The sequence below is a fragment of the Streptomyces vulcanius genome (assembly GCF_042653945.1).
In the GTDB taxonomy this organism is placed as follows: domain Bacteria; phylum Actinomycetota; class Actinomycetes; order Streptomycetales; family Streptomycetaceae; genus Streptomyces; species Streptomyces mangrovi.
In genome coordinates, this window is the sequence record NZ_JBHSFK010000044.1 from 59757 (window position 1) to 77932 (window position 18176).

Here is an 18176-nt window from a genome sequence, read left to right on the forward strand (position 1 = left end):
GGGGCGCGGGGCTGTATCAATATGCGGCTCCGCCGCGTGAGCGCGAGAGCCACCACGGCGCCGCACCCGCCCCCGGCACTAAAGTAGCCGCATGCCCGAAACCCCCGCACAAACCACCGCCACCGCCCTCTGGCCCGCCCCCACCGCGAGCGAGGCCGTCGACGCGACGGTCCACGTGCCGGGGTCGAAGTCGGTCACGAACCGCGCCCTCGTCCTGGCCGCCCTCGCCTCCGAGCCCGGCTGGCTCCGCCGCCCCCTGCGCTCCCGCGACACCCTGCTGATGGCCGACGCGCTGCGCGCGATGGGCGTGCAGATCGAGGAGGGCGTGGGCCCCGACGGCACCGGCGAGGCCTGGCGCGTGCTCCCCACCGGCCTCAACGGCCCGGCCACGGTCGACGTCGGCAACGCGGGCACGGTCATGCGCTTCCTCCCCCCGGTCGCCGCCCTCGCCGACGGCGACATCCGCTTCGACGGCGACCCGCGCTCGTACGAGCGCCCCCTGCACGGCGTCATCGACGCGCTCCGCGTCCTGGGCGCCCGGATCGACGACGACGACCGGGGCGCGCTGCCGCTGACCGTGCACGGCTCGGGCGCGCTGGACGGCGGCCCGGTGGAGATCGACGCGTCCTCGTCGTCCCAGTTCGTGTCGGCGCTGCTGCTCTCCGCGCCGCGCTTCAACCAGGGCGTCGAGGTCCGGCACATCGGCTCGACGCTCCCCTCGCTGCCCCACATCCGGATGACGGTCGACATGCTGCGCGCGGTCGGCGCCCAGGTGGACACCCCGGAGTCGGGCGGTGAGCCGAACGTCTGGCGGGTGACGCCGGGCGCGCTGCTCGGCCGGGACCTGACGGTCGAGCCGGATCTGTCGAACGCCCAGCCGTTCCTGGCGGCGGCGCTGGTGACGGGCGGCCGGGTGCTGATCCCGGACTGGCCGGTCCGTACCACCCAGCCGGGCGACCGGCTGCGGGAGATCTTCACCGAGATGGGCGGCTCCTGCGAGCTGACGGACTACGGCCTGGTCCTCACCGGTTCGGGTTCGATCCACGGCATCGACGTCGACCTGGGCGACGTCGGCGAGCTGACCCCGGGCATCGCGGCGGTCGCCGCCCTCGCGGACTCGCCGTCCACCCTGCGGGGCGTGGCACATCTGCGGCTGCACGAGACGGACCGCCTCGCCGCGCTCACCAAGGAGATCAACGAGCTGGGCGGGGACGTCACGGAGTCGGCCGACGGTCTGCACATCCGCCCGCGCCCGCTGCACGGCGGGACCTTCCACACCTACGACGACCACCGCATGGCGACCGCCGGCGCGGTCATCGGCCTGGCCGTGGAGGGGGTACGGATCGAGAACGTGGCGACGACGGCGAAGACCCTCCCGGACTTCCCCGACCTGTGGACCGGGATGCTCGGGGTATAGGGGCCTTCGCCATGCGCCGCTACAGCAAGAACACCGACGAGGACGACATCCGCAGCCGCCCGAACCGCAAGGGCAACCGGCCCCGGACCCATATCCGGCCCAAGCACGAGGACGCCTCCGAGGGCATGGTCCTCACCGTGGACCGCGGCCGGCTGACCTGTCTGGTCGGGGAACGGACCGTACTCGCCATGAAGGCCCGTGAGCTGGGCCGCAAGGCGGCCGTGGTCGGGGACCGGGTGGCCCTGGTCGGGGACCTCTCCGGGACGAAGGACACCCTGGCCCGGATCGTCCGCATCGAGGAACGTACGTCGGTGCTGCGCCGTACCGCGGACGACGACGACCCCTACGAGCGGGTGGTCGTCGCCAACGCCGACCAGCTCGCCGTCGTCACCGCCCTGGCCGACCCGGAACCCCGCCCCCGGCTGATCGACCGCTGTCTGGTCGCGGCGTACGACGGCGGGCTGACCCCCCTGCTGGTCATGACGAAGTCGGACCTGGCGTCGCCGGACAAGATCCTCGAGCTGTACGGCCACCTCGACATCCCGTACGTCGTCACCAGCCGCGAGGAACTGGAGAACGGCGACGCGGCGGACCGGGTGCGCGAGCACCTCATCGGGAAGATCACGGCGTTCGTGGGCCACTCGGGCGTCGGCAAGACGACCCTCGTCAACGCGCTGGTGCCGCACGACCGGCGCCGGGTGACCGGTGTGGTCAACTCGGTGACCGGCCGTGGCCGGCACACCACCACCTCGGCGCTCGCGCTGCCCCTGGCGGGCGCCCACGACTGGGTGATCGACACTCCGGGCGTACGGTCCTTCGGCCTGCACCACGTCGACCCGGCCCGGGTGATCCTCGCCTTCCCCGATCTGGAGCCGGGCACCGTGGGCTGTCCGCGCGCGTGCAGTCACGACGAGCCGGACTGCGCGCTGGACCAGTGGGTGGCGGACGGTCACGCGGACCCGGCCCGGCTGTACTCCCTGCGGCGGCTCCTCTCCACACGGGAGCGCACGGAAGGCGACTGACCTCAGCGTTGTTTGTGAGCCTGTGAGTCCGGTAAGTGCATAATCGCACCGAGCCGGACCGGGACGGACGAGCGGCTTACTACGGGAGGACAGCACATGGCGTGGCTGCTGGTCATCGTCGCGGGACTGCTCGAGACCGGTTTCGCCGTCTGTCTGAAGCTGTCGCACGGCTTCACCCGGCTGTGGCCGACCATCGCGTTCTGCGCGTTCGCGCTCGGCAGCTTCGGCCTGCTGACCCTGTCCCTGAAGAAGCTCGACGTGGGCCCCGCGTACGCGGTGTGGACCGGCATCGGCGCGGCGGGCACCGCGATCTACGGCATGGTGTTCCTCGGCGACCTGGTGTCGATCCTGAAGATCATCTCGATCAGCCTGGTGGTCATGGGCGTCATCGGACTCCAGCTTTCGGGCTCCGCCCACTGACCGTCCGACTACGCATGCCGCGTCACGGACGGCTCGGCTGCCGCACGTCGCGTCACCGACCGGACGACTGCCCGCATGCCCCTCACCGACCACTCGGCTGCCGCATGCCCCTCACTGACCGCTCGGCTGCCGCATGACGTGCCACGGACCGGCCCGCTGCGCTTGCCGCGTCACGGACCCCTCAACCGCCGCATCTCGCGCCACTGACCAGCCGGGCTGCCGCACGTCGCATCACCGACCGGACGACTGCCGCATGTCGCTCACTGACCGCTCGGCTGCCGCATGACGGGTCACTGACCACTCGGCTGCCGCATGACGTGTGACTGACGGCCGGCCGCGGCATGACGCGTCACTGTCCAGTCGGCTGCCGCTGGAGCGCGGCCCGTACGAGATCCGTCACCCCGTTCTCGCCGGCCGGTGGAGCCGCCACGCAGGACAGGGCGAGGCGGACGGCGAGTTCGCAGGAGCGGGCCAGTTCGCCGGCGTCCGAGCGGGCCGCGCCGGGGCCGCCGAGCACGGCCACGGCACGGTCGCGGACGGCCCCCACGAGGTCGGCGGGCGAGGGCAGCGGCCCGTCCGCCCGCCGCTGCGCCGGCACGGCGGAACTGGACGGCACCGCCGACAGCGTGGGCGACGGCAGGCGCTCGCTCCAGCAGCCGGTGAGGACGGCCCGTACGAGCGGGTTGCCCTGGGCTGCGGAGTAGGTCCACTCGGCGGTGGCGGTGAGCCGCTCACGGATGTCGCCGTGCACGGCGAGCGCCCGCTCGGCGCCGGCGAGGTAGCCGTCCGCCTCGCGCCGCACCAGGGCCCTGGCGAGGCCCTCCTTGCTGCCGAACTCGTTGTACAGCGTCTGCCGGGACACCCCGGCGGCGACCGCGACGTCCACCATCCTCACCGCGGCCCACGGCCGCAGGGCGAGCGCCGAGAAGGCGGCGTCCAGAAGGGATTCCCGCGCTGCAGGCATCATCGCCTCCCTGGGGCGAGCGGCTTGGTGCCCAGGTTTGACGTACACGCGGGCAGTGTCAAGGGTTCGCGGGGGCGGAGGGTGCGGACGGTCCGTACTCCGGCCTGATGTAGCCCCGGCCTCCCGCGGCGGATACGGTTCGTCCCATGCCGGACTATCTCGACGACCTCCGTCTCGCGCACGTCCTCGCCGACGCCGCCGACGCCGGGACCATGGACCGATTCAAGGCCCTCGACCTCAAGGTCGAGACCAAACCGGACATGACCCCGGTGAGCGAGGCCGACAAGGCCGCCGAGGAGCTGATCCGCGGCCAGCTCCAGCGGGCCCGTCCGCGCGACGCGATCCTCGGCGAGGAGTACGGCATCGAGGGCACCGGTCCGCGCCGCTGGGTGATCGACCCGATCGACGGCACCAAGAACTACGTCCGCGGCGTCCCGGTCTGGGCGACGCTCATCTCGCTGATGGAGGCGGGAGAGAGCGGCTTCCAGCCCGTGGTCGGTGTGGTGTCCGCCCCTGCCCTGGGGCGCCGCTGGTGGGCCGCGAAGGGGTACGGCGCCTTCAGCGGGCGCAGCCTCTCCTCCGCGAGCCGGCTGCACGTCTCCCGGGTCTCGCGGCTGTCCGACGCGTCCTTCGCGTACTCCTCGCTCTCCGGCTGGGAGGAGCGCGGCAGCCTCAAGGGCTTCCTGGACCTGACCCGCGAGGTGTGGCGCACGCGCGCGTACGGCGACTTCTGGCCGTACATGATGGTCGCCGAGGGCTCGGTGGACCTGTGCGCCGAGCCGGAGCTGTCGCTGTGGGACATGGCGGCCACCGCGATCGTCGTCACGGAGGCCGGCGGCACCTTCACCGGCCTCGACGGCCACCCGGGCCCGCACAGCGGCAACGCGGCGGCGTCGAACGGGCTGCTGCACGACGAGCTGCTGGGGTATCTCGAGCGCCGGTACTGAGCGGTTGCCGAAACCCGTCGGTCACAGATGAGCGCGTGCGCCCTCATTTGGATGCGCGCGCCCCCTTGTTGACCCCCGCTTTACCTGCCACGCTGACAGCACCCCCCCTTGTGAACTTGTGAATCCCTGAACAATCTCCGCACCGTTTTCCGCACTGGGGGGATTCCTAGGAGGTGCTCAGCCCATGCTCGTCCGCGACGCCATGAGCACGGTGGTGCTCACCATCGGCCCCGCACACACCCTCCGTCAGGCCGCCGCCCTGATGTCGGCCCGCCGGGTCGGCGCAGCCATCGTCCACGACCCCGACGCCGGCGGCACAGGCATCCTCACCGAGCGGGACATCCTGAACTCGGTGGGCCTCGGCCAGAACCCGGACACCGAACGCACATACGCCCACACCACCAACAACGTGGTCTTCGCCGCGCCGACCTGGACCCTGGAGGAAGCCGCACAGGCCATGGCCCACGGCGGCTTCCGGCACCTGATCGTCCTCGACGGCGGCGAACCGCTCGGCATCGTCTCGGTCCGCGACATCATCCGCTGCTGGGCCCCGGCACGACAGCACGTCCCCGCCTGAGAACAACCCTCTCCGCGCCCGCTCCACCGGCATGGACAGCCCCGATCCCATAATGGACAATGTCTAAGTCAGGGTTCGCTCCAAAATCACACCTGATCGGGAACTGTTCCTGCTGCTGTTAGGCTGGTGCGCATGAGTGACCTTCTGGAACGGCTGCGCGGACGCGGCTGGCGGATGACCGCACAGCGGCGCGTCGTGGCCGAGGTCCTCGACGGCGAACACGTCCACCTGACCGCCGACGAGGTGCACTCCAGGGCGGTCGCCAAGCTGCCCGAGATCTCCCGGGCGACGGTGTACAACACGCTCGGCGAGCTGGTCTCCCTCGGCGAGGTCCTGGAGGTCGCCACCGACCGGCGTGCCAAGCGGTACGACCCCAACGCGCACAGCCCGCACCACCACCTGGTCTGCGCCCGCTGCGGCGCGATCCGCGACGTCCACCCGACCGGCAACCCGCTGGCCGACCTCCCGCACTCGGAGCGCTTCGGCTTCGCGGTCTCGGACGTCGAGGTGACGTACCGAGGCGTCTGCCCGAACTGCGCGGCAGCGTAGAACCGGTTCGCCCCGAGCCCCGGCGCCGCATGGCTGCCGGGGCTTCGCGCTGCGCGCGACCTTCCCGAATCTGACGGACCGTCATATCTTCGTACGCGTGGCAGAGCCGTATCCGAAACACTCGTATCCGAAACTCAGCGCCCACGATCTGACCCGAACCTTCGGCCGGGGCCCCGGCGCCGTCGACGCCCTCGGCCCCCTGGACCTGTCCGTCGCCCCCGGCGAGTTCCTCTGCGTGGTCGGCCCCTCCGGCTGCGGGAAGTCCACGCTGCTGCGCATAGCGGCGGGCCTGCTGCGCCCCACCACGGGCACGCTGGAGATCCGCACGGCCGGCCCCCGCCCGGCCGCCATGATCTTCCAGGACTACGGGATCTACGACTGGAAGACCGTCCGCGCCAACGTCCGCTTCGGGCTGGACGTCCAGCGCGTCCCGCGCCGCGAGGCGAACGCCCGCGCCGACGACTGGCTGGCCCGCATGGGCCTGGCCGACTTCGCGGGCGCCTATCCCGCGACGCTCTCGGGCGGCATGCGCCAGCGCGTGGCCATCGCCCGCGCGCTGGCCGTCGAACCCGAGATCCTGCTCATGGACGAGCCGTTCGCCGCCCTCGACGCACAGCTGCGCGTGATCCTCCAGGACGAGCTCCTCGACCTCACCCAGGCCACCCGCACCACCACCCTCTTCATCACCCACAGCCTGGAGGAGGCGATCGTCCTCGGCGACCGCGTCCTGGTCATGTCCGCCCGCCCCGGCCGGATCATCGCCGAACGCCGTCCGCCCTTCCCGCGCCCGCGCACCGGCGACATCCGCGCCACGCCGGAGTTCACGGCCCTCAAGGGCGAGCTGTGGGACCTGCTGCGGAGGGAGGCGGTGCCGGCGTGAGCACCCTGCTGAAGCCCTCGGACTCGGGCGGGTCGGTGCTGGTCCGCCGCCCCGGCCCCGAGGAACTCCACCCGGTACGCACCCACCGCCGTCGCAGGGCCCTGGAGCTCTCCCTGGCGGTCGCCGTCCCCGTCGTCCTCGTCCTGCTGTGGCAACTGGCCGCGGCCCAGGCCTGGATCGACGACCGCGTCTACCCCGCCCCCTCCACCATCCTCGCCGACGGCTGGGACCGGGCCACGGCCGGCGAGCTGTGGCCCGACGTCTGGGCCACCCTGAAACGCGTCCTCGCCGGCTACGCGATCGGCACGGCGGCCGGCTACGCGCTGGGCCTGCTGATGGGCTCCCTGGCCCTGGTCAGGGCCGCCCTGGAGCCCCTCCTCGACGCCCTCTACGTGGTCCCCAAGCTGGCCCTCCTCCCCATCTTCCTCAACATGTTCGGCCTCGGTGAGGGACCCCAGGTCGCCCTGGTCGCGGCCACGGTCTTCTTCTTCGTGTGGATCTCCACCATGTCGGCGGTGCTGGCCGTCCCGTCCGGCCACCGCGACGCGGGCCGCGTCTTCGGCGCCTCCCCCTGGCAGATGTTCCGCCACGTCCTGCTCCCCGCCTCCCTCCCGTCGGTCCTGGTGGGCGCGCGGATCGCGGCGGGCGTCGCGGTGCTGGTCATCGTCGCCTCGGAACAGATCGCCGCGACGAACGGCCTGGGCCACCTGATCTTCGACTCCCGCGCTCTGTTCCAGAACGACGTGATGTTCGTCGGCATCGTCTGCGTGGCCGTCCTGGGCGTGCTGTTCTCCGAGGCCGTACGGCTCCTCGGCCGTCTGCTCACCCCCTGGGCACCCAGGGACCGCGGACGGGGGCGGTCATGATCCGGCGGATGTACGGCGTGATGGCGGTGGTGAGCGCGCTGTTGCTGTCGGCCGGGTGCGCGGACAAGGGGGAACCGACGGCGTCGGCGGGCCCTCGGACCATCCGCCCCGTGCCGGGCTGCGGCACCGGTTCGTGGACGGACCCGTCGGACCTCTCCCCGACCCGCGCCCCGGCCCGCTGTGAGCCGGGCGCCCCCGCACCGGAGCCCCTGACCGGGAAACGCAGGCTGACCATCGCGACGGGCACGCTCAGCGCGGAGTACGTGGCTCCCCTCCAGGTCGCCGTCGACAAGGGCGAGTTCGCGCGGGAGGGCCTGGACGTCACCCTGCGCGTGCTGCCCACCCCCGACGCCCTGCCCCTGCTGGCCAAGGGGGAGATCGACGCCCTGTGGGCGGCCCCGGAGGCGGCCGTGATGAACGGCGTCAGGGGCGGCTTCGACATCCGCTGGGTCGCCGGGAACTTCTCCCCCGACCCCGCCTCGAAGAGCGGCCTGTGGGCCCGCCTCGATGAAGGCCAGAACGCCGACGACGTCTCCATGGCCGACAGCAGGCTCGGCACGATGATCGGCAAGGGCTCGGTGATCGCGTACCCGATGGAGAAGGCGCTGGAGCGGCACGGCGGCGCCCTGGACCGGATCCAGTACCAGCAGCTGGGCTCGGCCGACGTCCTGACCGCCCTGCAGAACGGCGGCGTGGACTCGGCCTGGCTCCTCGACCCGGTCTGGCGCAAGGTCGACGGCGACCCGTCCTACGCGTTCCTGGGCGGCCAGCCCCCGGGCGAGCCACTGGGCGGCCTCCTGTACGGCCCGAGCCTGCTGAACGACGACGACGGCGTCGACGCGGGAGTGGCCCTGCTGCGGGCCTACATCCGCACGGTGAACACGTACTTCGCGGCGGACTACAAGAAGAACGCGGAGTTCGTCGGCTACCTCTCCAAGCTCCTGAAGATCGACCGGACGATCCTGGAGTCCACCCCCGCCCTGCGCATGGACTGGGAGATCCGCGCCGGCACGACGGACCGCCTCCAGGCGGCCTACCAGGCCCAGGGGGTGACCGAGGGAACCCCGCTCCCGGAGTCACGGACGGTGAACCGCACCCTGTACGAGGAGGCGGTCGGCCACAACGACTGAGGGCCGGAATCCATGTTCTGGATTCCGGCCCTCGGCCATCAGTAGCGGGGACAGGATTTGAACCTGCGACCTCTGGGTTATGAGCCCAGCGAGCTACCGAGCTGCTCCACCCCGCGGCGATGAATGCAACATTACGTGAAGGGGGAGCAGAGAAGCAAATCGCTTCGTCGGGGGGTAGCTTTCAGCCCACCGAGTCAGGTGGCGGGTGGGCGAGGACGGGGGTCCAGGGGGCAGAGCCCCCTGGGACGGTCACCGCAACCCACGCTCACGCGGACAGCTCCGACCGCAGAGCGTCCCGCAGCCGCGCCGCCCGCTCCGCGACCTCCCCCGGCCCCAGCGACACCGCCCGGTCCGCCCACCCCTGCCCCTCCGCCAGCTCGCCCCGACGCGCGTAGACCAGGGCCAGCCGCAACGCCGCCCGCCCGTGCCCTTGCTCCGCGGCCCGGGTCCACCACACCACGGCCTCCGGCTCGCTCCCCTCCCGCGCCAGCAGCAGTCCGAGATTGAAGGCACCGTTGCGCGACCCGGCCTCCGCGGCCGTCCGGTACCACCGCGCCGCCTCCACCACGTCACCCCGCGCGGCGGCCAGCATCCCGACCCGCACCTGCGCCCGCCGGTGCCCCTGCTCGGCCGCCCGCTCGTACCACTCCTCGCACTCGGTCTTCTCGTGCGTGATCTCCCCGAGCTCGTGCGCGGGCTGCGGCGGCCGGCGCGCGTCCAGCACGGCCGCCAGCCGGTACGCCGCCTCCGCGCTGCCTCCGCCGGCCGCGCACCGCAGATGCCGCTCGGCCGCCCGCTCGTCGCCCTCGCGCAGCCGGGCGATCCCGACCTGGAGCGCCGCCTCGCTGTGCCCGGCGGCAGCCGCCCGCTCGTACCAGCGCAGCGCGACGACATCCTCGCCCCGCCCCGCGAACAGGATCCCGAGATTGAACGCGGCGTCGACACTCCCCGCCTCCGCCGCCTTGGAGAACCACGGTTCGGCCCCCGCGGTGTCCCCGACCTGGAGCAGCAGCACGGCGAGCGCGTTGGCGGCCTCCCGGTGCCCGGCGTAGGCCGCCCGCCGGTACCACTGCTCGGCCTGCACGGTCCGGCCCTGCTCGGCGCAGAGCAGCGCGAGGTTGTAGGCGCCGTTGTCGTCGCCGGCGTCCATCGCGGCCCGGTACCACCGCTCGGCGGTCTGGGTCTGCCCCCGCTCCGCGTGCAGCGCGCCGAGCGCGTTGGCCGCGTTGCCGTCGCCGTCCTGTGCGGCCCGCAGCCACCAGATGGCGGCGTTCTCGGTGTCGCCGGCGTCGCGCAGCAGGAAGCCGAGCGCGCAGGCGGCCCGTGCCTCGCCGTCCTTGGCGGAGGTCAGGTACCAGCGCCCTGCCTCCTTGAGCTCGCCCCGCCGCTCCAGGATCGACCCGAGGTGCAGCGCGGCCCGCCGGTGCCCGCGCGCGGCGGCCTGCCGGTACCACTGCTCGGCCTCCGCGTGCGAGGAAAACCCGTCGTCACCGTCGCCTCCGCCGGTGTCCTGCGGGCTCTTCCGGTCCAGTGCGCGCGCCAGCCGGTACGCCGCCTCCCGGTGCCCCCGCTCGGCGGCGGCCCGCAGCCAGCGCTCGGCCCCGGCGTCCCCGCGGTGCTCCAGCAGGTCGGCGAGTGCGTAGGCGCCCAGGGCGTGCCCCTGCTCGGCGGACTGGCGCAGCCAGTACTCGGCGGCGGGCTCGTCCCCGCACTCCCGGCAGTGGCGGCCCAGCGCGTGCGCGGCGGCGGCCGAGCCGGCGACGGCGGCGACCCGCCACCATCCGGCGGCCTCGTCGGGGTATCCGCGCTGGTGGAGGAGGACGCCGAGGTTGTTGGCCGCGGCCCGGTCGCCGGCGGCGGTGGCCGCGCGCAGATACGGCTCGGCGCCGTCGAAATCGCCGCGCCGCAGCAGCATGGCGCCGAGCACGCTCGTCGCCTCGGGGTCGCCGGCCTCGGCGGCGAGCCGCAGCCGTACTTCCTCGACGGCCTCCCCCGTCTCGGTCGTTCCGACCGAATCAACCGAGTCGACCATTTCGTCCCGGCTCTCGTCCGGGGTCGCTTCCTCACCGGAAGGCTGCACAAACCGCCCTGTCTCGAACAGAGTTGCCTTGTCCCCCATAACGTCCATCGTCGCACCACCTGCAACCCGGGTACACCTGGTATACCGCAGCCCGTAAGGTCACTTCAGCGTTTTGTCGACATGCCCACAGAGAGACAAGTCAAACACAGCTCCTCCCAACTCAACACACCGGCACGGCGCTCCATGGTTCCGGCACATGCGTTCGCACAGCACGAAGGCCCGGATCCGTTTCTGGATCCGGGCCTTCGTCTTCAGTAGCGGGGACAGGATTTGAACCTGCGACCTCTGGGTTATGAGCCCAGCGAGCTACCGAGCTGCTCCACCCCGCGCCGTGTGAAACAACCGTACCACGGCGCGGGGTGGTTCTTGATCAGCCGCTGGGACTACTGCTCGGGCTCGGGCTGCCGCTCGGGCTCGGACTGCTGCCGGCGCCGGGACTGCCGCTCGCGCCGCCGCTCGGACTCGGGCTGCTGGAGGCCTTGTTGCCCTTGTCGGCCTCCGTCTGCGCCTCCTCGGCCCGCTTCAGCGCGGCCTCGAGGTCCTTCTGCGCCTGCCCGTACGCCTCCCAGTCGCCCTTCTTCAGGGCTTCCTGGCCGGCCGTGAACGCCTTCTGCGCGTCGTTCAACGCCTGTTGGACGGTGGGGTTGGTGGACGTCGGCGGTGTGGTGGTGCCGCCTCCGTCGTCGTCCTCGGGTGGCGCCGTGCCCTCGGCGCCGAAGACCTTGTCGAGGGCCTGGCTGAGGGTGTCCTCGAAGGCGGTGTTGCCGCCGTAGGTCACCAACACCTTCTTCAGCAGCGGGTACTTCAGTCCACCACCGCGTACGTAGACCGGCTCCACGTAGAGCAGTCCTCCGTCGAGCGGCACGGTCAGCAGGTTGCCGTACTCGATGTCGGAGTCACCGCCCTTGAGGAGTCTGATCGACTCGGCGATGTCCTGTTCGGAGTTGAACTGGCTCTGGACCTGTTTGGGTCCGTCGACGGTCGTACTCGTCGGCAGTTTCAGGACTCTGATCTTGCCGTAGCCGGGTGTACCCGCCTCCGAGTCCACCGCCATGAACGCACTCAGGTTGTCACGGCCGTTGGGCGTGAACGTCGTCGTCAGCGAGAACGCCTGCGCCTTCTGGTCGGGCATCTTCATGCTCAGGTAGTACGGCGGCACCGCGTCGCCCGACTTGTTGGACGGGTCGTCCGGCACCTGCCACACCTCGCTGCCGCTGAGGAACGTCGTCGCGTCCTTCACGTGGTAGCGGGTGAGCAGCTCGCGCTGGACCTTGAACAGGTCCTGCGGGTACCGGAGATGGGCCATCAGCGCGTCCGAGATGGCGCTCTTGGGCTCGACCGTGTCGGGGAACGCCTTCATCCAGGTCTTCAGGACCGGGTCCTCGGTGTCCCACTGGTAGAGCTTGACCTGGCCGGTGTACGCGTCGACGGTCGCCTTCACCGAGTTGCGGATGTAGTTGACCTGGTTCTGCTGGGCCACCACCGCACGGTTGTCGTTGGTCGCGGTCAGCGAGTCGGCCGTGGTGTCACCGAGGGTCGTACGCGACGCGTACGGATAGCCGTTCGTCGTCGTGTACGCGTCGACGATCCACTGGATCTTCCCGTCGACCACGGCCGGGTAGGCGTCGCCGTCGATGGTCAGCCAGGGGGCGACCGCCTCGACGCGCTCCTTGGGCGTGCGGTTGTACAGGATCCGCGACCCCTCGCCGATCGCGCCGGAGTACAGGATCTGCGGTTCGCCGAACGCCACCGCGTACGCGGCCCGGTTGACCGGGTTGGAGAGGTTGACCCCGCTCTTGCCGGTGTAGCTGGTGGTCTTCTCGCCGTTGTCGTCGGAGTAGTCGATCTCCTTCTGGGGACCGCCGACGATCGAGTACGTGGTGGTCTTCTCGCCGTAGTAGATCCGCTGCTGGTACGTGCCCAGGTCGCCCTCGGAGGGCAGGTTGGACTCGGTGAAGAGCGGGCGGCCCTCGGAGTCGGAGGTGGTGCCCTTGGCGGCGACCACGCCGTAGCCGTGGGTGTAGCGGAAGTGGTTGTTGATCCAGTTCTGCTTGTCCACGCCCGCGAGGTTCAGCTCGCGCAGACCGATGACGGTGTCCTGGTCGGAGCCGCTCTCGTTGTAGCGGTCCACGTCCAGGTTGGTCGGGAAGGCGTAGTACTTCCGCATCTGCTGGAGCTGCTGGAACGTCGGCGAGACGATGTTCGGGTCCAGGACACGGATGCTCGCGGTCGCGTCGACGTCGTCGCGCAGCTGTGTCTTGTCCTTGGTGGTGCTGGTGCCGGAGTACTCGGTCACCTGGGCGCCGTCGATGCCGTACGCCTCACGTGTCGCCTTGAGGTTCTTCTCGACGTACGGGGCTTCCTTGGCCTGCTCGTTCGGCTGGACCTGGAACTTCTGGACGATCGCCGGGTAGAGCCCGCCGATGAGGATCGCGGAGAGGACCATCAGGCCGAAGCCGATGACCGGCAGCTGCCAGGTGCGCCGCCACAGGGTCGCGAAGAACAGCAGCGCGCAGATGACGGCGATGCAGAACAGGATCGTCTTGGCCGGCAGATAGGCGTTGGCGTCCACGTACCTGAGGCCGGTCCAGTTGTCGGTGGCCTTGAAGTCGCTGGACTTCACGGCCAGTCCGTACCGGTCGAGCCAGTAGGCGACGGCCTTCAGCGCGACGAAGATGCCGAGCAGCACCGACAGATGGCCGGTGGCCGCGGCGGTGGCGCGCGCGCCGGGGCTGGTGACGCGCAGCCCGCCGTACAGGTAGTGGGTGAGCGCGGCAGCGATCAGGGAGAGGATCGTGGCGGCGAAGCCGAAGCCGAGCAGGAACCGGTACCAGGGCAGGTCGAACGCGAAGAACGACACGTCGAGGTGGAACTGCGGGTCCTTCTGGTGGAAGGGCACGCCGTTGACCCACATCAGCCAGGTCCGCCACTGGCCGGCCGCGGAGGCGCCCGCGATCAGGCCGACCAGGGAGGTGAGGCCGAGCAGCAGCCAGCGCTTGTAGGGCGCGATGCCCATGCGGTAGCGGTCGAGGCTCTGCTGCTCCACCGACATCGCGCTCAGCGGCGGGCGCAGCCGGTGGGCCAGCCAGATGTTGAAGCCGACGGCGAGGGCCATCAGCAGGCCGAAGACGGAGAACAGCCCGATCTTGGTCCACAGGGTGGTGGTGAACACCGAGGAGTAGTTCACCGACCGGTACCAGAGCCAGTCGGTCCAGAACCCGGCGAACATGGTGAACGCCATGCCGAGGACGGCGAGGACGCCCAGCGTCATCAGCAGGGTCCGGACGCGCCGCGAAGGGCGGCCCGCTCTGATCCGCGGCCCTGTCGGGCCTCCACCGCGGTCCGGCATCTGGAAAGCCAAGGTGCGCACCTCGAAAGTCGCTGTTGATTCCTTCAGGCCCGCGTGTTCGTGGACCGTTCGTGGCCCCCCGTGATCGTGGGCCCACACCTATGCAACTTACTCACCGTTTACTCGGTTCCCGATTCCGCCCGGGAACGAGAGAGGATTGTGACCATGTCCAACACTCCCATGGCAGCGAATCCCCTCACCCGGGCCGTACTCGAGATCGACGAGTACGCCTCCGGCCTCGGCTGGGACCAGCCCGCCCGCCTCTTCGCCCTCGTCGACACCGCACGGCTACGGGTCCAGGAACCCTCGCTCGCCGCCCAGCTCGGCCTGGAGGACGAACCCGAGACCACCGGTCTCACCCCGATCGAGCAGGACGAAGTGCCAACGGACAAGGCGCTCGACGAGTTCCTGGCCACCATCGCCTGGCCCGACGCGGTGGCCGGCTGCGCCCTCACCGTGGAGCGGCTGATGCTTCCCCCGTCCGCCGAGGCCCAGGTCCCGCAGGGCCTGAGCGACGCGAAGCTGGCGCGGTGGGTGGCCGAGCACCCGGACCGTCAGGAGGTCCGGATGACGGTCGCGGTGCTGCGCGACGGCACCCGCGACGCGGCCCTGCGTCTGCGGGAGAAGGACGCCCCGACGGAGGTCCTCACCGGCACGGACCTGGTCCCGGGCCTGGCGGAGGCCCTGTCGGCGACCTTCGAGGAGTAGCCGCCGGGTTGCTCGTACGGAGTTACCCGGCGCTGCACTTCGGCAGATCGGCGGTGTCGCCGCTGCGGATGTCCTTGAGGGCGGCGAGGGCGTCGTCGATGGTCTTGACCTTGACGAGCCTGAGCCCCGAGGGGGTGTCCTTGGCGGCGGCGGAGCAGTTGTCCGCCGGAGTGAGGAAGTACCGCGCGCCCTTGTCGCGCGCCCCCACGGTCTTCATCTCGATGCCGCCGATCGGCCCGACCTTGCCGTCGTCGTCGATGGTCCCGGTGCCGGCGACGAACGTGCCGCCGGTGAGGCTGCCCGGGGTGAGCTTGTCGTAGATCCCGAGGGCGAACATCAGCCCCGCACTCGGCCCCCCGACGTCGGCGAGCTTGATGTCGATCGTGAACGGGAAGGTGTGGTCGGTCCCCGCCGAGATCCCGACGATGGCCCGCTTCTCACCGCTGTCGTCCGAGGTGGCGGTGGTGATGGTGACGGTCTTCGTCCCGGTGGCCGTCTTGTTCGCCTTCTCCGCGGCGGCCTGCTCCTTGGCGGGGACGATCGTGAAGACGACGTCCTGCCCCGGCTTGTGCTTGGTGACGAGCTCGGCGACGTCACCGGGCTCCTTCACGGTGGTCCCGTCCACGGCCTTGATCACGTCTCCGGCGTGCAGCCTGCCCTCCGCCGGGGACCCCTTCACGACGGTCGAGACGATCACCCAGGACCTCACCGGGATGTCCAGCGCCTTCAGGGCGGCGACCTTGGCGCTCTCCTGGGACTGGCTGAACTCCTCGGCGTTCTCCTGGGTGGACTGCTCCTCGGTCTTGCCGTCCGGGTACAGGGTGTCGTGCGGCACGACCTTGTCGTCGTGCGCGAGCCACCCGTACACGGCCTCGACGAGATTCATCCGATAGTCGGCACTGGTCACCCGCACGGTGGTCATGTTCAGATGCCCGCTCGTCGCGTACGTCTTCCGCCCCGAGATCTGCAGCACCGGCTCGCCGCCGTGGTCGCCGAGCGTGTTCACGGTCGGCCCCGGGGACATCTCCGAGTACGGCACGGTAATGAGCACTCCCGCGCACAGGAGCGCGATCAGCATCAGGGTGGAGGCGAGCATCGTCGCGGTGCGGCGTGGCATGAGTCGACACTACGGGACGGTTCTGTCGGCGCACCGTCAGGGCCACCGCCCGGGTCAGGTACCGGAGTGCGACTTCTCCATGGCGGCCCGGAAGCGCGCGTACCCGTCCAGTTCGGGCCCGTCGCCGCGGGCCCTGCGGGTGCGGCTGGCCCAGCCACCCCACAGACCGCCGCCGACGGCGGCCACAAACGGAATCAGCAACCAGGCGAGCGCCGCCATGCCGACCTCCCAACCCCATACCGCAACTGACTGATCAGCAGATTAACCATCCGCACTGACAACGCTCACGGCAGGGGTGCGGTTACGCAACCGGAGCCCGACGGGGCCGGACGGCTCAGGAGGCCCCGACCCGCCCTCCCGTCGCCCGACCACCACCCCTCAACGACGGCGCTACGCGCCGACCCACTCCTCGGTTCCGTCGGAGAACTTCTGGTGCTTCCAGATGGGCACCTCGTGCTTGAGATCGTCGATCAGCTTCCGACAGGCCGCGAAGGCCTCGCCCCGATGCGGACACGACACGGCGACCACGACGGCGAGATCGCCGACGGTGAGCTCCCCGACCCGGTGCACGGCCGCGAGCGCCCGCACCGGAAACTCGGCGACGACCTTCTCGGCGATCCGCCGCATCTCGGCCTCGGCACTGGGATGACACGAATACCCGAGCGAGTCGACATCGGCCCCGCCGTCCTGATTCCGCACGGTCCCGACGAACAGCGCCGTCCCCCCGGCCGCGTCGTCCCCCACGGCCCGAAAAACCTCGTCGAGCGAGAGCGCAGAGTCCCGGACGGAGATCAACTTGATGGGATCCATGCCCTCATCTTCGCACCACCGGGTTTTCTCCAGCCCGTCCGGCGTTCGAGGACGAGGCCCGTCCAGGGCCGAAAGGGGGTCTGGGTGCACAGCCCCCACGGACGGGAAGGGAAGGGCGGCGGGGGCGAGAAACCCCCGGCGCTCACCCGCACGTCACCGGCGCCGAGCCTTCCGAGCCCGCCGCACCACGGCCGCCGCCCCCAGCAGAGCGACCGTCGCCCCCGCGGCCCCCGCCGCGGTCGCGTCCTTCCGCCCGAGCCGCCGCCCGACGACCGTGTGCCGCCCGGCCACCTCCTCCAGCAACTCCGCGAGCACCTCCTCATTGGTCCACCGGGCCCGCCACCCCGCGTCGTGCAGCCGCGACCCGCTCACCACCCACGGATACATCGTGTACGCCAGATCCCCCGCCGGAGACGGCGTCAGCCCGATCCGGTGCAGCCGGGCCGCCGCGCCCAGCGCGACCGCCGACGGCAGCTCCATCCGCCGGATCCCGCTGAGCTCCTCGACCTCCTCCTGCTCCAGCCACCCGTCGCACCCGACGGCCAGCTCCCCCTCGACCTTCTCGAGAACGGCGTACTCCAGGGCACCGCACAGATCCTCGACGTGGCAGAACTGCCAGGCGGGCCGGGACCCGGCCACGACCAGCAGCCGGGGCGACTCGAAGTACCGGGTCAGCGCCGTGTCCGTACCGCCCACCAGGATCGCGGGCCGCACCACGGTGACGTTCAGCCCGGGATGCGCCCGGGGCGCCCGCCGGGCGAGCCGCTCGATCTCCAGCAGATCCCCGACGCCGGTCGCCTCGGCCGTGGCCCGCAGCTCGGCGTCCTCCGAGAGCGGCAGCTCGTTGTCCTCCAGCGCGCCGTAGACCATCGCGGAGGTGCACAGCACCACGCGATGCACCCCGGCCGCCGCCGCGGCGGTCAGCACGGTCTGCGTTCCGCGCACGTTGTAGGCCGTCCGGGCGGCGGCGTCACTCCCCAGGTCGAGGTCGAGCGCGAGATGGACCACCACGTCCGCCCCGCGCAGTTTCTCGGCGATCGCGGGATCGCGGACGTCGAGGATGTGCCACTGCGCGTCGTCGCACTCGCCCCGCCGCTCGTCGATGGCGACGACCTGCTTGACCTCGTCCGACGCGGCGAGCCGCTCGGTGAGCAGCGCTCCGACCCCCGTGGCGGCGCCGGTCACGGCGACGACGGGCCCGCGCGAGCCGCCCGGGGTTGAGTGGTTTCGCGCTGCGCGAACCTGCGGATCTGGGGAACTCACCAGGTGTCTCCAGCGGTTGTCTTGGCATACGGGCGTGAGTGACGCGTACGTACCAGGTGGCATCCATCCTGCCGCAG

The 18176-nt window shown here is 71.2% G+C and carries 17 protein-coding genes and 2 tRNA genes; 10 read left to right on the forward strand and 9 right to left on the reverse strand.

The window, feature by feature from the left end; all coding sequences use genetic code 11:
* Positions 1 to 91 precede the first annotated feature (91 nt).
* From aroA to ACFPIH_RS44940, 3 genes are all read left to right on the forward strand, one after another.
* Positions 92 to 1417 (forward strand): 3-phosphoshikimate 1-carboxyvinyltransferase, encoded by a 1326-nt coding sequence (gene aroA / locus ACFPIH_RS44930; RefSeq protein ID WP_381164850.1) that lies wholly within the window; start codon positions 92 to 94, stop codon positions 1415 to 1417.
* Between the two features lie 11 nt (positions 1418 to 1428).
* Positions 1429 to 2439 (forward strand): ribosome small subunit-dependent GTPase A, encoded by a 1011-nt coding sequence (rsgA, locus tag ACFPIH_RS44935; RefSeq protein ID WP_381164853.1) that lies wholly within the window; start codon positions 1429 to 1431, stop codon positions 2437 to 2439.
* Positions 2440 to 2535: 96 nt separating this feature from the next.
* The gene (locus tag ACFPIH_RS44940) at positions 2536 to 2859 is read left to right on the forward strand and encodes a DMT family transporter (RefSeq protein WP_381164856.1); all 324 of its coding nucleotides are present in this window, start codon (positions 2536 to 2538) and stop codon (positions 2857 to 2859) included.
* A 349-nt stretch (positions 2860 to 3208) separates the two neighbouring features.
* On the opposite strand, the gene ACFPIH_RS44945 is transcribed toward ACFPIH_RS44940, so the two are convergent.
* Positions 3209 to 3826 (reverse strand): TetR/AcrR family transcriptional regulator, encoded by a 618-nt coding sequence (locus ACFPIH_RS44945; protein WP_381164859.1) that lies wholly within the window; start codon positions 3824 to 3826, stop codon positions 3209 to 3211.
* Between the two features lie 143 nt (positions 3827 to 3969).
* Here ACFPIH_RS44945 and hisN point away from each other — a divergent pair, with 143 nt between their 5' ends.
* From hisN to ACFPIH_RS44975, 6 genes are all read left to right on the forward strand, one after another.
* Positions 3970 to 4770, forward strand: a complete 801-nt coding sequence (gene hisN / locus ACFPIH_RS44950) for a histidinol-phosphatase (protein ID WP_381164862.1) — start codon at positions 3970 to 3972, stop codon at positions 4768 to 4770.
* Positions 4771 to 4954: 184 nt separating this feature from the next.
* On the forward strand, positions 4955 to 5347 hold the full coding sequence (locus tag ACFPIH_RS44955) for a CBS domain-containing protein (RefSeq protein WP_381164865.1): 393 nt from the start codon (positions 4955 to 4957) through the stop codon (positions 5345 to 5347).
* Between the two features lie 132 nt (positions 5348 to 5479).
* Positions 5480 to 5896 carry a Fur family transcriptional regulator gene (locus ACFPIH_RS44960; RefSeq protein WP_381164868.1) on the forward strand — a complete coding sequence of 139 codons (417 nt, stop codon included), beginning with the start codon at positions 5480 to 5482 and terminating at the stop codon, positions 5894 to 5896.
* 97 nt (positions 5897 to 5993) lie between these two features.
* Positions 5994 to 6776, forward strand: coding sequence for an ABC transporter ATP-binding protein (locus ACFPIH_RS44965; RefSeq protein WP_381164870.1), 783 nt, complete (start codon positions 5994 to 5996; stop codon positions 6774 to 6776).
* A 5-nt stretch (positions 6777 to 6781) separates the two neighbouring features.
* Positions 6782 to 7642, forward strand: coding sequence for an ABC transporter permease (locus ACFPIH_RS44970; protein WP_381165763.1), 861 nt, complete (start codon positions 6782 to 6784; stop codon positions 7640 to 7642).
* Entirely contained in the window at positions 7639 to 8772 is a 1134-nt protein-coding gene (locus ACFPIH_RS44975; protein WP_381164872.1) for an ABC transporter substrate-binding protein, read from the forward strand. Before ACFPIH_RS44970 ends, ACFPIH_RS44975 begins: the two co-directional genes overlap by 4 nt.
* 42 nt (positions 8773 to 8814) lie before the next feature.
* On the opposite strand, the gene ACFPIH_RS44980 is transcribed toward ACFPIH_RS44975, so the two are convergent.
* From ACFPIH_RS44980 to ACFPIH_RS44995, 4 genes are all read right to left on the reverse strand, one after another.
* Positions 8815 to 8888: transfer RNA gene (locus tag ACFPIH_RS44980), tRNA-Met, on the reverse strand.
* Between the two features lie 149 nt (positions 8889 to 9037).
* Positions 9038 to 10900 carry a tetratricopeptide repeat protein gene (locus ACFPIH_RS44985; RefSeq protein ID WP_381164875.1) on the reverse strand — a complete coding sequence of 621 codons (1863 nt, stop codon included), beginning with the start codon at positions 10898 to 10900 and terminating at the stop codon, positions 9038 to 9040.
* Positions 10901 to 11107: 207 nt separating this feature from the next.
* A tRNA-Met gene (locus ACFPIH_RS44990) sits at positions 11108 to 11181 on the reverse strand.
* A 41-nt stretch (positions 11182 to 11222) separates the two neighbouring features.
* Entirely contained in the window at positions 11223 to 14201 is a 2979-nt protein-coding gene (locus ACFPIH_RS44995) for a UPF0182 family membrane protein (protein ID WP_381165765.1), read from the reverse strand.
* A 165-nt stretch (positions 14202 to 14366) separates the two neighbouring features.
* Between ACFPIH_RS44995 and ACFPIH_RS45000 the strand changes: the two genes are divergently transcribed.
* Positions 14367 to 14909, forward strand: a complete 543-nt coding sequence (locus tag ACFPIH_RS45000; protein WP_381164878.1) for a PPA1309 family protein — start codon at positions 14367 to 14369, stop codon at positions 14907 to 14909.
* 22 nt (positions 14910 to 14931) lie between these two features.
* On the opposite strand, the gene ACFPIH_RS45005 is transcribed toward ACFPIH_RS45000, so the two are convergent.
* The 4 genes from ACFPIH_RS45005 to ACFPIH_RS45020 form a co-directional block, all read right to left on the reverse strand.
* The gene (locus ACFPIH_RS45005) at positions 14932 to 16026 is read right to left on the reverse strand and encodes a YlbL family protein (protein WP_381164881.1); all 1095 of its coding nucleotides are present in this window, start codon (positions 16024 to 16026) and stop codon (positions 14932 to 14934) included.
* Positions 16027 to 16080: 54 nt separating this feature from the next.
* Entirely contained in the window at positions 16081 to 16245 is a 165-nt protein-coding gene (locus tag ACFPIH_RS45010) for a hypothetical protein (protein ID WP_381164884.1), read from the reverse strand.
* Between the two features lie 171 nt (positions 16246 to 16416).
* Entirely contained in the window at positions 16417 to 16836 is a 420-nt protein-coding gene (locus ACFPIH_RS45015; protein WP_381164887.1) for a molybdenum cofactor biosynthesis protein MoaE, read from the reverse strand.
* Between the two features lie 153 nt (positions 16837 to 16989).
* Positions 16990 to 18099 (reverse strand): SDR family oxidoreductase, encoded by a 1110-nt coding sequence (locus ACFPIH_RS45020; protein WP_381164890.1) that lies wholly within the window; start codon positions 18097 to 18099, stop codon positions 16990 to 16992.
* Between the last annotated feature and the right edge of the window lie 77 nt (positions 18100 to 18176).

Excerpts from the sequence above, each read along its gene's own strand:
- ACFPIH_RS44960 (WP_381164868.1), top strand. The coding sequence starts at position 5,480 with ATGAGTGACCTTCTGGAACGGCTGCGCGGACGCGGCTGGCGGATGACC.
- ACFPIH_RS44975 (WP_381164872.1), top strand. The coding sequence starts at position 7,639 with ATGATCCGGCGGATGTACGGCGTGATGGCGGTGGTGAGCGCGCTGTTG.
- ACFPIH_RS44995 (WP_381165765.1), bottom strand. The coding sequence starts at position 14,201 with ATGCCGGACCGCGGTGGAGGCCCGACAGGGCCGCGGATCAGAGCGGGC.
- ACFPIH_RS44955 (WP_381164865.1), top strand. The coding sequence starts at position 4,955 with ATGCTCGTCCGCGACGCCATGAGCACGGTGGTGCTCACCATCGGCCCC.
- ACFPIH_RS45005 (WP_381164881.1), bottom strand. The coding sequence starts at position 16,026 with ATGCCACGCCGCACCGCGACGATGCTCGCCTCCACCCTGATGCTGATC.
- rsgA (WP_381164853.1), top strand. The coding sequence starts at position 1,429 with ATGCGCCGCTACAGCAAGAACACCGACGAGGACGACATCCGCAGCCGC.
- ACFPIH_RS44940 (WP_381164856.1), top strand. The coding sequence starts at position 2,536 with ATGGCGTGGCTGCTGGTCATCGTCGCGGGACTGCTCGAGACCGGTTTC.
- ACFPIH_RS44945 (WP_381164859.1), bottom strand. The coding sequence starts at position 3,826 with ATGATGCCTGCAGCGCGGGAATCCCTTCTGGACGCCGCCTTCTCGGCG.
- aroA (WP_381164850.1), top strand. The coding sequence starts at position 92 with ATGCCCGAAACCCCCGCACAAACCACCGCCACCGCCCTCTGGCCCGCC.
- ACFPIH_RS45010 (WP_381164884.1), bottom strand. The coding sequence starts at position 16,245 with ATGGCGGCGCTCGCCTGGTTGCTGATTCCGTTTGTGGCCGCCGTCGGC.
- ACFPIH_RS45015 (WP_381164887.1), bottom strand. The coding sequence starts at position 16,836 with ATGGATCCCATCAAGTTGATCTCCGTCCGGGACTCTGCGCTCTCGCTC.
- ACFPIH_RS44985 (WP_381164875.1), bottom strand. The coding sequence starts at position 10,900 with ATGGACGTTATGGGGGACAAGGCAACTCTGTTCGAGACAGGGCGGTTT.
- ACFPIH_RS45000 (WP_381164878.1), top strand. The coding sequence starts at position 14,367 with ATGTCCAACACTCCCATGGCAGCGAATCCCCTCACCCGGGCCGTACTC.
- hisN (WP_381164862.1), top strand. The coding sequence starts at position 3,970 with ATGCCGGACTATCTCGACGACCTCCGTCTCGCGCACGTCCTCGCCGAC.